Origin of the sequence: Streptococcus danieliae (assembly GCF_009767945.1) — a bacterium.
Lineage (GTDB): Bacteria > Bacillota > Bacilli > Lactobacillales > Streptococcaceae > Streptococcus > Streptococcus danieliae.
In genome coordinates this window covers 22329-36182 of record NZ_WSRS01000002.1, presented here as the reverse complement: position 1 = coordinate 36182, position 13854 = coordinate 22329, and the positions used below count along the sequence as shown (strand labels likewise).

Genomic DNA, 13854 nt, shown 5'->3' with positions numbered 1-13854 from the left:
AATATTTTATCACTCTCAACTGAATTGTCAACTAGTATCACTTAAGATTAAAAATAGCGAATCCCCATTGCTTCCTTGACCTGATCCAGAGTTTCCGCAGCCACTGCTTGAGCAACCTGACTCCCTTTTTTGAGCATCTCATAAACCTGTCCCATATCTTGGGCAAATTCTAAGCGGCGTTCCCGAATAGGTCCGAGTTCTCTTTCCAAAATCTCTAGTAAGTAACGTTTGGTCTTGACATCCCCGAGACCTCCCTGTTGATAGTGGTCTTTCATGGCTTGAATGTCAGCTACATCCTCCGGACGACCAAAGACATCGAGGTAATAGAAAACCATATTGCCCTCAATTTGTCCTGGATCCTCAACACGAATATGGTTTGAATCAGTATACATGCTCATCACCTTTTTCTGCAAGGTATCCATATCATCAGCCAGATAAATACCGTTCCCTAAAGACTTGGACATCTTGGCATTGCCATCCAAACCTGGTAGGCGACCTGCTGATTCATTCTCAGGATAAATCCCTTCCGGCTCAACCAACACATCTGTTTGGTAAGTATGATTAAAGCTCCGGACAATCTCACGGGTTTGCTCAATCATCGGTTTCTGGTCATTGCCCACTGGAACAAAATTTGCCTTAAAGGCTGTAATATCTGCAGCCTGGGCAATTGGATAAACCAAAAATCCTGTTGGGATACTCTCCCCAAAACCTTTTTGGGCAATCTCTGTCTTGACAGTTGGATTACGTTCCAGACGAGCCAGTGATACCAGGTTCATGTAATACATGGACAATTCTGCCAACTCGGGAATTTGACTTTGAATAAAAATAGTGCTTTTGGCTGGATCAAGTCCAGCAGCTAGATAGTCCAAGGCAACATTCCCAATCGATTCCACAATCGTTTGGGGGTCCTTGGCGTGATCTGTTAAAGCTTGCTGATCCGCTAAAAAAACGTATAGCTGGTGCTGGCCCTGCTCCTGGAGTAGCACACGATTTTTCAAGCTCCCAACATAATGACCGATATGGAGCTTTCCAGTCGGTCTATCTCCTGTTAAAATAACTGGTTTAGTCATAGAAATCCTTTCTCATTTCGAATTATAAAAAGAAAAGTCCACACAGAAAAAACTCTGTGAGGACGATATACCGCGGTGCCACCTCAGTTATGGAAAACCATCTCTTTTTACTCTATTCATCTATTCCTTCTAGTCTTTTATAAGGTAGCAAATCCTAGCAGTCCTGTCTATGCCAAGACGAGCTAACACAATCATAAAAGAGCAACTTAAAGGGTCTATCAGCCCAATCTTCACCCTGTTCCCCACTTGTTCCCAGCAACCACAAGCTCTCTTGAGAGGAGACAAAATTACTTTTCTGATGGATACTATTGTATAGTCTTCCTTATTGTAAGTCAAGATTTGATAAATAGCCTCCTTTCTAGTAAAATGAGAATAATATTAAAAATAGGAGAAGTCCATTGTTAACAGTAACAGACGTATCATTGCGATTCAGTGATCGCAAACTTTTTGATGATGTAACCATCAAATTCACAGAAGGAAATACCTATGGTCTCATTGGAGCCAATGGGGCCGGAAAATCCACTTTTCTAAAAATTCTAGCCGGAGACATCGAACCAAGTACTGGTCAGATCAGCCTCGGTCCAGACGAACGTCTATCTGTCCTTCGTCAAAATCACTTTGACTATGAAGACGAGCGCGTGATTGATGTCGTTATCATGGGAAATGAGCATCTTTATAGCATTATGAAAGAAAAAGATGCTATTTATATGAAAGCTGATTTTTCTGATGAAGACGGGGTTCGAGCTGCCGAACTCGAAGGTCTTTTTGCAGAGTTGGGTGGTTGGGAAGCAGAAAGTGAAGCAGCACAACTACTCCAAAACCTCAATATCCCAGAAGCGCTTCACTACCAAAACATGAGTGAATTGACCAATGGTGAAAAGGTGAAGGTTCTCTTAGCCAAGGCTCTCTTTGGTAAACCAGACGTTCTCCTCCTCGATGAGCCGACCAACGGTTTGGACATTCAATCCATCACCTGGTTAGAAAACTTTCTGATTGACTTTGACAACACCGTCATCGTCGTCTCCCACGACCGTCACTTCCTCAATAAGGTCTGCACCCATATGGCCGATCTTGACTTTGGAAAAATTCAACTATACGTTGGAAACTACGACTTCTGGAAAGAATCAAGTGAATTGGCTGCCAAATTGCAAGCTGACCGTAATGCCAAAGCAGAAGAGAAAATCAAAGAACTCCAAGAGTTTGTGGCACGTTTCTCAGCAAATGCAAGTAAGTCAAAACAGGCAACCTCCCGTAAAAAAATGCTTGATAAGATTGTCTTGGAAGAAATCGTCCCTTCCAGCCGCAAATACCCATTTATCAACTTCAAAGCAGAACGTGAAATTGGGAATGACCTCTTGACAGTCGAAAACCTCAGTGTCAAAATTGATGGTGAAACAATCCTTGACAACATCAGCTTCATTCTCCGCCCAGGTGATAAAACAGCCCTCATCGGACAAAACGATATCCAGACAACTGCACTCATTCGTGCCATTATGGGAGATATCGACTATGAAGGAACTGTCAAGTGGGGGGTAACCACCAGTCAAAGCTACCTACCAAAAGATAATTCCAAAGACTTTGCTGGCAATGAATCGATCCTCGATTGGTTACGTCAATTTGCAAGTAAAGAAGAAGATGACAATACCTTCCTCCGTGGCTTCCTTGGACGCATGCTCTTCAGTGGAGATGAAGTCAACAAGGCTGTCAACGTCTTGTCAGGGGGAGAAAAGGTCCGCGTCATGTTATCAAAAATGATGCTGCTGAAATCTAACGTCTTGGTTCTTGATGATCCAACCAATCACTTAGACTTGGAATCTATCTCCAGCCTTAACGATGGCTTGAAAAACTTTAAAGAAAGCATTATCTTTGCCAGTCATGACCATGAGTTTATTCAAACCCTAGCCAACCACATCATCGTCCTTTCTAAAAATGGTGTGATTGACCGGATTGACGAAACCTACGATGAATTCCTTGAAAATGAAGAAGTTCAAGCTAAGGTTCAAGAACTCTGGAAAAATTAAGACTCTTTGAATTTACACTCTGCTTCCCTTATCATCTTTTAGTTTACTGTTCCCTTACTCTCCATTACGCTCTATTTTTGGGGACCTCTAAAAACCCCAGTTTTTCTTCAAATTGAATCACTCAAACCTTGATAAATCAACATTTAGATTTTCAGAAATTTAGTTTTTAGAGGTGCCCTTTGAATTCAAACTAGGGAGTAAGAAGCAGGAATAAGCGCTAAATTAAAAGACTCTGTAAATAAACTTCGAGGCCAGGACCGATGTCCCAGCCTCCCTTTTTATATAGGAATTATTATGAAAGATTTGCTCAAAAGGCAATCTCTTGCCATCCTCTCATTTATACTGCCAGCTCTAGGCATGATTCTCCTCTATTACAGTCAGGAAATTTACTGGTCAAGCCCTAAAACAGCCTTGCTCGGAGACGGTTTCCACCAGTATGTCATTTTTGACACTGCTTTACGAGATATTTTACATGGGAAAGATAGTCTATTCTATTCATTTACCACCGGTTTAGGCTTGAATTTCTATGCCTTAAGTTCCTACTATTTAGGGAGTTTCTTCTCTCCTTTAGTGTATTTCTTCGACGTAAAGACCATGCCCAATGCCGTCTATCTCTTTACAATCCTTAAATTTGCTTGCATTGGCCTGTCTAGCTTTATTTCCATCAAAGGAACGTTTAAGCAACTAAAACCCTATCTGGCACTAATACTTTCACTTTGCTATAGTTTTATGAGCTTTACAGTTAGTCAATTGGAAATCAAGACCTGGTTGGACGTCTTTATCTTGGTCCCACTCATTCTCTACGGACTAGACAAGCTCATCAAGCAGGGTAAAGTTGGTCTTTACTATGTTAGTTTGACCGTTCTTTTGATTCAAAATTACTACTTTGGCTATATGCTGGTCATTTTCCTTCCACTTTGGTACCTGGTTCAACTCAGCTGGGATTTCAAGAGAAGACTGTCAAGTTTAACCCGCTTTAGTCTTACCTCTATTCTAGCTGGAACCAGTAGCGCCATCATGCTACTCCCGACTTTCTTGGACCTTCGGGGTCATGGCGAGTCCTTGACACCGATTGATCGGCTCTTGACAGAGGATTCGTGGTATCTCGATATCTTTGCCAAAACCTTGGTGGGAGCCTTTGACACTACCAAATACGGGGCGATCCCGATGATTTATGTCGGATTAATCCCCTTAATTCTCAGTCTCTGCTTCTTTCTCCTAAAATCGATCCGGTTTCATGTGAAACTGTCCTATGGCCTCCTCATCAGTTTCCTAATTACTAGTTTCTATCTTGAAGGCCTAGACCTCTTCTGGCAAGGATTCCATGCGCCCAATATGTTTCTCCACCGTTACTCCTGGCTCTTTTCCGTACTGCTCGTCTTTATGGCCGCAACTGTCTTAGAGCGCCTCGAGGAGCTGCAATTCAAGCAAGTACTCCTCGCCAACCTCTTCCTAGCCTGTGGCTGGGGACTCACCTGGTATTTCTCCAGCAAGCACTATACCTATCTCGATTCTACCCAGTTTTTATTAACGTTTGAATTTTTAGGTGCTTATTTGCTGCTCTTCTGGGCTTACAAGAAGGCCAAATTGTCTCCTATCTTCTACACTGTGGCGGTTAGTTTCTTCCTAATCGTGGAGATTGGTTGCAATTCCTTTTTTCAAATTCAGGGAATTGCCGGGGAATGGGGCTTCGCCTCTCTTGATTCCTACCAAAGAGGCCAAACAGAGATCCTCGCTCTCAAAGAACAGATGTCAGAAGGAGACTACCGAGCAGAACTAACACAGGTGCAAACAGGGAATGATACGATGAAGCATGGACTCAATGGCATCTCCCAGTTCTCCTCTGTTCGCAATCGCCTGACTAGCGGTACCTTAGACGTCCTCGGGTACAAATCTTCCGGTAGCAACCTCAATCTTCGCTATCAAAACAACACCGTCCTCATGGACAGTCTCTTTGGTATCCGCTACCTTATTGGTAAAAATCAGCCACCACGGTTAGGCTTTACTACCATTGCAACAGCAAACGACTATCGCCTTGAGGAAAATAACTGGGCTCTTCCCCTCGCCTTTCTAACCCAAGAAATCTATGAAGATATTGAATTATCCAGCTTAACGCTAGACAATCAGCGCAATTTGCTGCACCATCTGACTGGCCTGGACTCTCCCCTTTTTGAAGAAGTTCCTATCTATGAAAACAACCTGAAACGGAATCTCAAAAAGGACGGGGATACTCCTCCACAGACAAGCTTTGTACTGCAGGTACCAGCCAATCAGCAACTCTACCTCAGTCTCCCAAATATCCAATTCCCTGATGATGAAGACTCCAATGTCCAACTCCAGATAGACGGGAACGTCTACACCTACACCTTAGATAACACCTTCTCCTTCTTTGATTTAGGCTACTTCTCTGAAGCCAAGGAAGTGAACCTGAAACTCCTCTTTCCAGGAGCTACCAAAGCCAGCTACGGTCAACCCCATGTCTACAACATTCCTCAAGAAAGTCTGGAAAGTCTCTTTAGCAAACTCAAAGAGAATCAACCAGAGGTTCGTATAGAAGGCAATAAACTGAACATCCAGTACCAAACCGACAAAACTAGCAGTCTCTTTGTAACCCTCCCTTACGACAAAGGATGGAAAGCTTACCAAGATGGAAAAGAAATCCCCATCCGTCAAGCACAAACAGGATTTATGGCCATAGATCTGGCAAAAGGATCTAACACCATTCAATTCGTCTTTGTTCCACAAGGATTCTATGCTAGTTTCTGGATCAGTTTCATCTCCCTCATAGCTTTTCTGCTCTACCAGCGTTTCTTAAAAACTAGAGCCACTTAAGCCAGGACAAAAGTCTCATAAAACATAAAAAAGAGATACTTGACAAAACTAGGCTTAACTAAAAACCACACTACAATTCCCAATCTTAAAATGAATCAAGATGGAGTTATCGCAGTGTGGTTTTTGATTATGGCTTCTAGACATAAGAAAAGAGCCGGAGGAACTCCGACTCAACTATAGTCCGTACGGGATTCGAACCCGTGTTACCGCCGTGAAAAGGCGGTGTCTTAACCCCTTGACCAACGGACCATCTCATCTCAAGGACAAGAATAATTATAGCAGTTCAGATTTGAGAATGCAAGTCTTTTTTTCAAAAAATTTCATTTTTTTCAGCTAATAACTCTTTCATGGCTGCAAACCGTAAACGGGACAAGGGACAGCTCACCTGTTCCAGAAATAACACCATCCTATTTCGTCGATCCCAGCCTCGGATATTTTGAATATTGGCTAGATAGGACTTGTGAGGGCGGAAAAACCGGTCTCGTCCTTTGGAGTCCTTTAAATCACTTAATTCTTGTAGGGTTCCTGGAAATTCCTTGATAAAATTTTTTCCGACCATTCGTAGTTTGTGGGAGTTGGGTGCCGTTTCAATGTAGAAAATATCCTGAAAAGGGATTTGTAGGCGTTCGCCTTTGGTACAAAAATCAAAATAATCTGCCTGGGTATCCACATCTACAAAATGCGAACGGCTATATTCTAACACGTCTCGTAACCTGATACGAAATAGATCATCTGCCAAATCCTTGGGAATAAAATCCAGAGCAGCCACCTGATAACGGAAGGTTAAAAGAGCAAATTCAGAATGGGAACTGGTAAACACAATGATCGCAAAGGGGTTGTCTTTCCTAATTTCACGTGCCAGTTCCAATCCCGTTCGCTCCCGATTCTGAATCTCAATGTCCAGAAAATAGAGTTGATGAACTTCCGCCTGCGCGTGGTAAGCCATAAATTCCTCTAGTTTCCCCGTGGTTCGAATTTCTAGCTTCTGCTGCAATTCTTCCCCTAATTCCTGCAAAGCTCCTTCCAAACGAATTTGATGGTGAAGCTGGTCTTCTAAAATCAGTACTTTCATGTGTGACTCCTTATCGTTAGGTGTTGGGTAAAGCGATGGTCCTCAAAGTCCGTAGCCAATAACATAGATTCCTCATGATTGAGAATCCGCTTTACCGTAAAGAGACCGGTTCCTCGACTAGGCCCCTTGGTCGACCAATCAGATTGGTAGATTTTTTGAATATCCAAGTCACCAGCTGGTCGGCTATTTTCCAAAATCAACTCTACCCCGTGTTCCGTTGAAAAAATCGCTAGCGCAATCTCCTTCTCTGCAGATGCTTGAGCTGCTTCAACTGCATTGGTCAGTAAAATGGTCAGCAAGCGAACCAAGGCCAGCTGGTTTACATTCAGGGCTGGGACCTCTTCGCGAATTTCCAGAGAAAATTCCAATCCTTTTTCCTGAGCCTGCCCCAGATAGTGAAAGATTAAACTCCGGATGGTCTTATCCTCCAACAGGCACAAATCAAAATAAGAATATTCGTGAGAGGACAAGCTCTTATTGGCCTCCAACAGTACTTCTCGATGTAATTTTTCAATCAATTCCCAATCCCGACTTTCAATCGCCATCGTAAAGCTGACCATCATGCCCGCAAAGTCATGTCGGAATCCCCTTAAGTCCTGATAGAGGCAACCTAACTTTTTACACAACTTAGCCATAGGAAGCCGTGCCTCCCTTTCTTCTTTTTCAAAAGCAAGAATAGACAAACGCAAACGTAAGATAACAAAAGCAAATCCATAAAGCGAGGCCGTTCGCAAGAAGTTAAAGCAACCAAGAGATAACAAGGAACAGCTGCACATTTGCGACAGGGTTAACAGCAAATGGATCAACATAAAGCACAAAAAGGAGCTCCGCACCTGCTGTTGAAAACGAGGCTTATCCAACAATAATAAATAGCGATGAACATAGTGAAAACAGAGACCCAAAGTATAGACAGACAAACCTGCAACTACACCATATAGGAGCACATGAAAATCCACAAACACCCGGTGATCTACAATCGCATACAGGCCAAAAAGAAAAAAGGCACGTAATAGATCAAAACCTAGATAGAGGATCCCAACCGAATAAGCCGAGAACGAAAAACTCTCATAGGTATTTCGATACAGAATCCAAGACAGGAAAAAAGGTTCTACCAGAAGAAATAGATGAAAGATCGGAGGATAAGAGATTCCAAACCCTATCAACAGTAGCTCATACAAGCAGAAACCACTAAAGAAAGGCATTTTTAAACGATTTCTCAGTAGACTAAAAAAGAGCCAGCCCAGGCTCCCAGAACGGATCAGCAATAAAAGCAGAAGAAACGGACTCTCCTGTCCTAAAAACAAATGAACTTCCATAGCAACTGTATACTATATCTTAAAGCAAATACTAATTATTATTATTCCGCCATACAGCCAACAAAAACCACCAAATCAACACTTTTAGGGGTTTAGATATTCCATACACCCCCATAGACTACCACCAAAGGAGAACAAAAAGGGGAACAAATTTTTTACGAGTTCAGTAGGCAAGCTGGCGAGGTCAAAACGACTTCGCTTTTTTGTTGGTCTGCTAAGGGATAGGCCTACACCGTTGCCAGCGAGCAAATACCCACATAGCTACTAAAATATACAACTTGATAAAACTTGACATTTTTCAGCCTATAAGGGAGCTACTGGATTACCTGCTTTCAATCTGCGCGTGCTCTGCCAAAAATGGAAACAGTCAACTAATAGTTGATAACCACAATAGCCCCGTATTTTCCCCCTGGGAGCTTTTAAGGATTCAAGGTATAAATCACCACCGACATTACTAGGGTTCAAAATAGGGGCGGTCTCGTTGAAATTTTTGCTATTCTGAGCGGTATTCTTTTAAAAAACAGCCTAAAATGCACCAAAAAGGAATCCCCAAATCAGTCAGAAGTCAGCAATGACAAGAAAACGACAGGGGGGAGGGGGGTCGTACGCGAGAAATGCAAATATCTCCGTAATCGACCCCACCACCGGTGGCGGAATTAAAATTAAATCCCGATTTTTTCGACATGGGGGACTAGTCTAACCTAAGTCTGTGTTTTACAGGGTCAGCTCCCCTACTGTTTCCTACTGTGACCGTTCCCAAAAAATCGATTATGTACCAGCTACCAACTCCATCAAGCAACCGCCTAGATAACCATAAGTGAACTCATGCAAGGCTTCGCTTCTTACTTGATCATATTCCTTCTCTGAACCCACTCAAATTTGAGCATGTTGAAATGTTTTAAGTTGTGTCCAAAAATGGACGTTACTAGTTTGTATTGGTTTCCTGTTCATCTATATCAGATTTTATTCTCGTATTTTCTAGTAATATCACCCACCCAGCAACTCCTCCAACTCCTCCATGGCTCTTGTCCTAGCCCGTTGTATAGTGGCTTTGCTGACCCGTAAACTCCTAGCTACCTCGTCCCAGCTATTGCCATCGATGTAGAACAACCTGATAACCATATTGTCTAACGGGTCAGACAAGGATTCAATGCCCTGGGCCATCTCTTTCTGCTCGTCAAGACAAGCTTTAAACTCCACTTTCAACTCGGACAACCTGTCAATGGTATTGATAGTTCTATCCTCGGTGGTATTCCTGTTGCTATTGTTCCGTGGCTGATTCTCAAACTGCTGGGAAGCTATCGGGTTACTCTCCAAGTATTCGATTTCCCTTTTGATTTCTTGCAAGCGTTCAGGTATTTTCTTCAGTCTGTTCAATCGTTTCTTAATATCTGTCATTGCAATATTCTACCACCCTTTAAGCCATAAGGTGTGGGCTTTATCCATGTACTTATGGAACTTCCTCCAGCGCTTCAGATAATCAGGCCATCTCATCCACTTTGGGCGCTTTGGAAAGTCATCATAATCTACGTAACCTTTTGGCGGTTTAAAATTTGGATCTAGCTTTCGGATTTCCTTTAGTGCCATATCCCACCAATACCCACAATCTGTTTTGGTTCTGTTCCGTGTCTGCTTATAGATCCCTTGGCACTCACCGCAAGCCATGAGTCCAATCTCGCCATACAGTACCCGTCTCTTTGTATCACAATCAGGACAAACAAAATACCATTGCTTACCGCCATAGTTGGCTGGTCGTGACTCCAGCGGTATGTACTGACTACCCAAGTACAATGATTCAGCTTCTAAATCAATTTCAAAAGGCTCACCCTCTGACATACCTTTTGCGCGTGGGCTGTCCATTATACCGACAAATTGTTCTATGGTTAGCTTCATCATCACTATATACCTCCAAATGCCCAACTATGTAGGCAAAAAGGCAACCCACTTTTGGGCTACCCTCGTTTTTTATTGTTTAGACTTCAACATTCTCCAGGAACTCCGTATAAATTCCGTCATGATCCAAGACTTTCATCAGCTTCAACACGTTAGGCGTAAGCATTGATCGTTGTAACTATCTATTCCCACCATGTTATTGTTTCCGATTTGCATTTTTCTTCCTCCTTCTTAAATCAATACCCCTAATTTCTCCATTTTTTCCACTAAATCGGGGTAAAGTATTTCCGTCATCACGACTCGGTCATTTTTTAATACCAAAAGCATTCCTTGGTGTTCATCCTCATCATAAGGAAATCTCATCATTTTAATCTGATCAATATTGACCAGTCCTTTTTCGGTTTTTATAAACATCTCAACACCCCTTTCTTAACCTCATAAAATTCCTCAACCTTTTCCGCTCTCATGCACCCGGTCGGTTCTCCATCTTCAAACTCAATAACCAAAGCGTCATTTTTGGGTCTAGGTACATGGGAAATTCCACCATCTTCCAACATAACCACGGCACCGCTGACCAATAATTTCATGATGAATACCATCATTTCTTCAATATTTACAATTTCTTTCATGTGTCTCCTCCTAATTTATGTTAAAAAATAGATTTTGTGACCTTTTGTGCCCTAGAAAGGGAACACGCTCAAACCCTTGGGGCTGTAAGGGTTTAGCCACGTTGTGTGCCAGTGCCGTTTTTCTCGGACATTATATATATTTTAAATAGATAATAATTATTATTTATTTTATTTTATCCATAATAGAAAAAGAACGTCACAAGGTCACATAATAGCAACAAACCCAGCAACACCAATGGTTTTCGTTGTGCCATTCTTAAAAAAGAAAGTCACAACAAAGGCACAAACCACCTAAACAGCTAGTATTATCAAGGGTTTTGGCTATTTCAAACAAGGGCACAAACCTTTTATCTGATTTTACTGATTCCCCTCCGTGACCCTGCTAGGTCTTTTTGAAAAAAACCAAACGGATCTAAGATTTTTTCATCACCAAAAACTACCCGCCCCGACTTTATTTCATACCTTCCCTCTGTCTCTTTATTCAAAACAGCTACAACTCGCTTACCCGCTCCGTAAAGCTGTGGGTTGCTGATTCCCTCGTCATGGGCATACTCTGACAGCTCTCTTTTTAAAAATGCTGTAGGTACATGAGTTAGTCCATCCCAACCGTTAGGAACGTACCTGTTTTTCACGAAACCAAGGATATAGTCATTATCTGACTTGTATTCCTCAAGCGTCGTCTTGGTCACTTCTGGCTCAATGAATTTCTTAAAGTTCTCCATGTTCAAAATCTTAAACAGAACCCACTCTAAAAGCTCCCTGTCTTTTAAAAATACTTGCTTGATTTCTGGGCGCTCCTTCTGTCCGTTAAAATCAGCGTTAAAAGGAACGATACATAAACGCCTATACCAACCTTGGGACTTGTTTCGACTGTTAGGCAACGCATTGGCCGAGAAAAGACACAAAGGCTTCGTGGTTAGTTCTACAGGTTTTTCATGCTTGGGATTGATCATCACGGTGTCCCCTGTCGCTATACTCATCAAGTCAGAAACTTCATCAAGATACTTGTTACTAATATCATCACCGATATTACAAACTTTACCGAGCAACATTTCAGGCTTATGCCCTTCAAACTGGTCAGGCCGCAAGGCAGCTACATTCTCTTGGCCTATCAAATTCTTTGGTAAATCTTGATAAGTCCCTTTTCCGTTGTTCCCATCTCCTAGAAGGAGAACAATTTTCCCCCTTGTATAGTTGGGATTGATAGCTTCATTCATGATCTGCCAAAGGAGAGTCACTACATCTTCATCACCTACTGCGATACCGTCCAGCCATTCATCAAAATCAAACCAGCCCCCGAGGATCGGCTTTTCAGCCCCTGGGTTATAACTAGTCTTAATCTTGCTGGTGATAATGAACTGGGGCGCGTGTGGTCTGAAAGTCTTGTCTTTGAGATTAAAGATTCCATTATTGACCGGGATAAGATTTCTATCTTCTAGAGGTCGCTTCATCTTTATCATGGTTCTTAGTTGCATTTCAACTTCTTTGTAGTGTGCCGACTTCAAACGACCATCAAAAGCCCGACACAATCGCCACAATAAATCCCGACTATGAGTGTATACCCCACTATCCCAATCGAATGTATACACGGGGCTGCTATCAGAAATCCCACCCCGACCAATGAAAGTAAAATGGCATAGCTTGTTCAAATTCTCTGCAACATCAACAGGGGAGGGTATCGGGATTTTTGTTTCAGTTTCCCCCTTTCTCGGTCCTTTTGAAATAATCTTTATTTCGGTATGTTCTATTCTCCAAAGCTCCCCAGCTTGCTTGATTCTGCGGTACAAATCCGCCATGCTCTCAATCTCATTAAAATCATATTCAGCTTCCGCCTGATTCATGCTTTGGGTTAATTCTTCAATATTCATCTATAGCCCTAGTCTCCTTTTTTCGATTTCTCGTTCTGTGATACTTTTAAAAGTCCTGTCAACTTCTTCAATCGGTAACGGGTCAGTCGTCACACTATTGGCAATTTTTGCCAACTCATACGCTGTGGCCACATCGCACCGAACATACTTCGAGTATAGAAGTCCCACAAATCGAGTCAGCGCAACATTTCGCCCTCCCTCGTCTCCTAGACCATTCAGGAGAGTTTTAACAACCCGCATTGTAAGTGAGTCCCCGCTGTAAGCCGTTGAAATACCTCCCGAACTTCTAGGAGAAGAACCGCCAACCGAGTCAGTCTTTTCAACTTTCTGCACGGGGTAGTCCTGCCCCAGATTCTGAAAACGGATAGCCCCAGCCATTGCTTGTGTCTTCACGGGTAAACCTTGTAGCTGCGACCACGTTAGAGAAGCCCCGTCGTAAGGTAGGCCGATTCTGTCCCCTATCTCCCTAACAGTAGCTTTATAACTAACTTCATCCATTTCCTCGCTTGGCTTGACTACTAACCTGTACTTTGGCTTTTCTAAGCTATATGAGATGGTTGGATAGATCAAGAAAGTGTAGTCGCTCAAAACTTCTTTGACTGCTTCGAAAAAATCATCTTGATTCTCTAGTTCGTCATAATCAAGAAAAATCAAATCACGCGCCACGAGTGTTTTATTACTCCGTTTGTAACTCCCGTCTGGTTCAGCTTCAACTGTTCCAGCGATACAGTACGGGGCTTGGCTCTTCTTCCATTGCCCCAATCCTGCTGTAGGTGGGACAGGTACAGGCTCTAAGGCGACCAAGTAGTCCCATGAACTCATATCAGGAGCTACTGGGGTCAGTCGTCTGTTTTGTACTCCAATACTTGTATAAATCATCTTTCAGCTCCTAAAAACATCAATATATCGGACTCTCTGTAGAATACTGTTCGGGTATCCTCAAGCGGTGGTTGGTAGCGTTTCAAGCCAGCTTTTTCCCACCTTGTCAAAGTTTGATAACTGATCTCAAGCTCCTCCATTAATTCTTTTTGAGAAATAAGCCCCGTCTTGCGATTCCTTTTTCTCTCATAGGATTCCAGAAATTTCTTAACCATGGTCAATAGTTCCAACTTCAAAGCTGTTTCAACCTCTTGGCTTAATAGATTCATGGTCT

The 13854-nt window shown here is 42.5% G+C and carries 12 protein-coding genes and 1 tRNA gene; 2 read left to right on the top strand and 11 right to left on the bottom strand.

Annotation, left to right across the window (positions count from 1 at the left end):
- Positions 1 to 47 precede the first annotated feature (47 nt).
- Positions 48 to 1070, bottom strand: a complete 1023-nt coding sequence (gene trpS / locus E5983_RS00520) for a tryptophan--tRNA ligase (protein ID WP_160331991.1) — start codon at positions 1068 to 1070, stop codon at positions 48 to 50.
- A gap of 398 nt (positions 1071 to 1468) precedes the next feature.
- On the opposite strand from trpS, the gene E5983_RS00515 reads away from it, so the two are divergent.
- Together E5983_RS00515 and E5983_RS00510 are read left to right on the top strand one after the other, a co-directional pair.
- On the top strand, positions 1469 to 3091 hold the full coding sequence (locus tag E5983_RS00515; RefSeq protein WP_160331990.1) for an ABC-F family ATP-binding cassette domain-containing protein: 1623 nt from the start codon (positions 1469 to 1471) through the stop codon (positions 3089 to 3091).
- Positions 3092 to 3385: 294 nt separating this feature from the next.
- Positions 3386 to 5923, top strand: coding sequence for a YfhO family protein (locus E5983_RS00510; protein WP_160331989.1), 2538 nt, complete (start codon positions 3386 to 3388; stop codon positions 5921 to 5923).
- A gap of 177 nt (positions 5924 to 6100) precedes the next feature.
- Here the strand turns inward: E5983_RS00510 and E5983_RS00505 are convergent.
- The 10 genes from E5983_RS00505 to E5983_RS00460 all read right to left on the bottom strand — a co-directional run bounded on the left by E5983_RS00505 (position 6101) and on the right by E5983_RS00460 (position 13849).
- Positions 6101 to 6172 (bottom strand) — tRNA-Glu (locus E5983_RS00505).
- Between the two features lie 61 nt (positions 6173 to 6233).
- Entirely contained in the window at positions 6234 to 6995 is a 762-nt protein-coding gene (locus tag E5983_RS00500; RefSeq protein WP_160331988.1) for a response regulator transcription factor, read from the bottom strand.
- The gene (locus tag E5983_RS00495) at positions 6992 to 8311 is read right to left on the bottom strand and encodes a GHKL domain-containing protein (RefSeq protein ID WP_160331987.1); all 1320 of its coding nucleotides are present in this window, start codon (positions 8309 to 8311) and stop codon (positions 6992 to 6994) included. The genes E5983_RS00500 and E5983_RS00495 overlap by 4 nt, the downstream gene beginning before the upstream one ends.
- 987 nt (positions 8312 to 9298) lie before the next feature.
- Positions 9299 to 9709 (bottom strand): DUF1492 domain-containing protein, encoded by a 411-nt coding sequence (locus E5983_RS00490; RefSeq protein WP_160331986.1) that lies wholly within the window; start codon positions 9707 to 9709, stop codon positions 9299 to 9301.
- A gap of 9 nt (positions 9710 to 9718) precedes the next feature.
- On the bottom strand, positions 9719 to 10207 hold the full coding sequence (locus E5983_RS00485; protein WP_160331985.1) for a hypothetical protein: 489 nt from the start codon (positions 10205 to 10207) through the stop codon (positions 9719 to 9721).
- 228 nt (positions 10208 to 10435) lie between these two features.
- Entirely contained in the window at positions 10436 to 10618 is a 183-nt protein-coding gene (locus E5983_RS00480) for a hypothetical protein (protein WP_160331984.1), read from the bottom strand.
- A complete protein-coding gene (locus tag E5983_RS00475; protein WP_160331983.1) occupies positions 10609 to 10833 on the bottom strand; it encodes a hypothetical protein in 225 nt (74 codons plus the stop codon). Before E5983_RS00475 ends, E5983_RS00480 begins: the two co-directional genes overlap by 10 nt.
- Positions 10834 to 11180: 347 nt before the next feature.
- On the bottom strand, positions 11181 to 12701 hold the full coding sequence (locus tag E5983_RS00470) for a DNA primase family protein (protein ID WP_160331982.1): 1521 nt from the start codon (positions 12699 to 12701) through the stop codon (positions 11181 to 11183).
- Positions 12702 to 13580, bottom strand: coding sequence for a primase alpha helix C-terminal domain-containing protein (locus E5983_RS00465; protein ID WP_160331981.1), 879 nt, complete (start codon positions 13578 to 13580; stop codon positions 12702 to 12704).
- Positions 13577 to 13849 (bottom strand): hypothetical protein, encoded by a 273-nt coding sequence (locus E5983_RS00460; RefSeq protein WP_160331980.1) that lies wholly within the window; start codon positions 13847 to 13849, stop codon positions 13577 to 13579. Before E5983_RS00460 ends, E5983_RS00465 begins: the two co-directional genes overlap by 4 nt.
- Positions 13850 to 13854 lie beyond the last annotated feature (5 nt).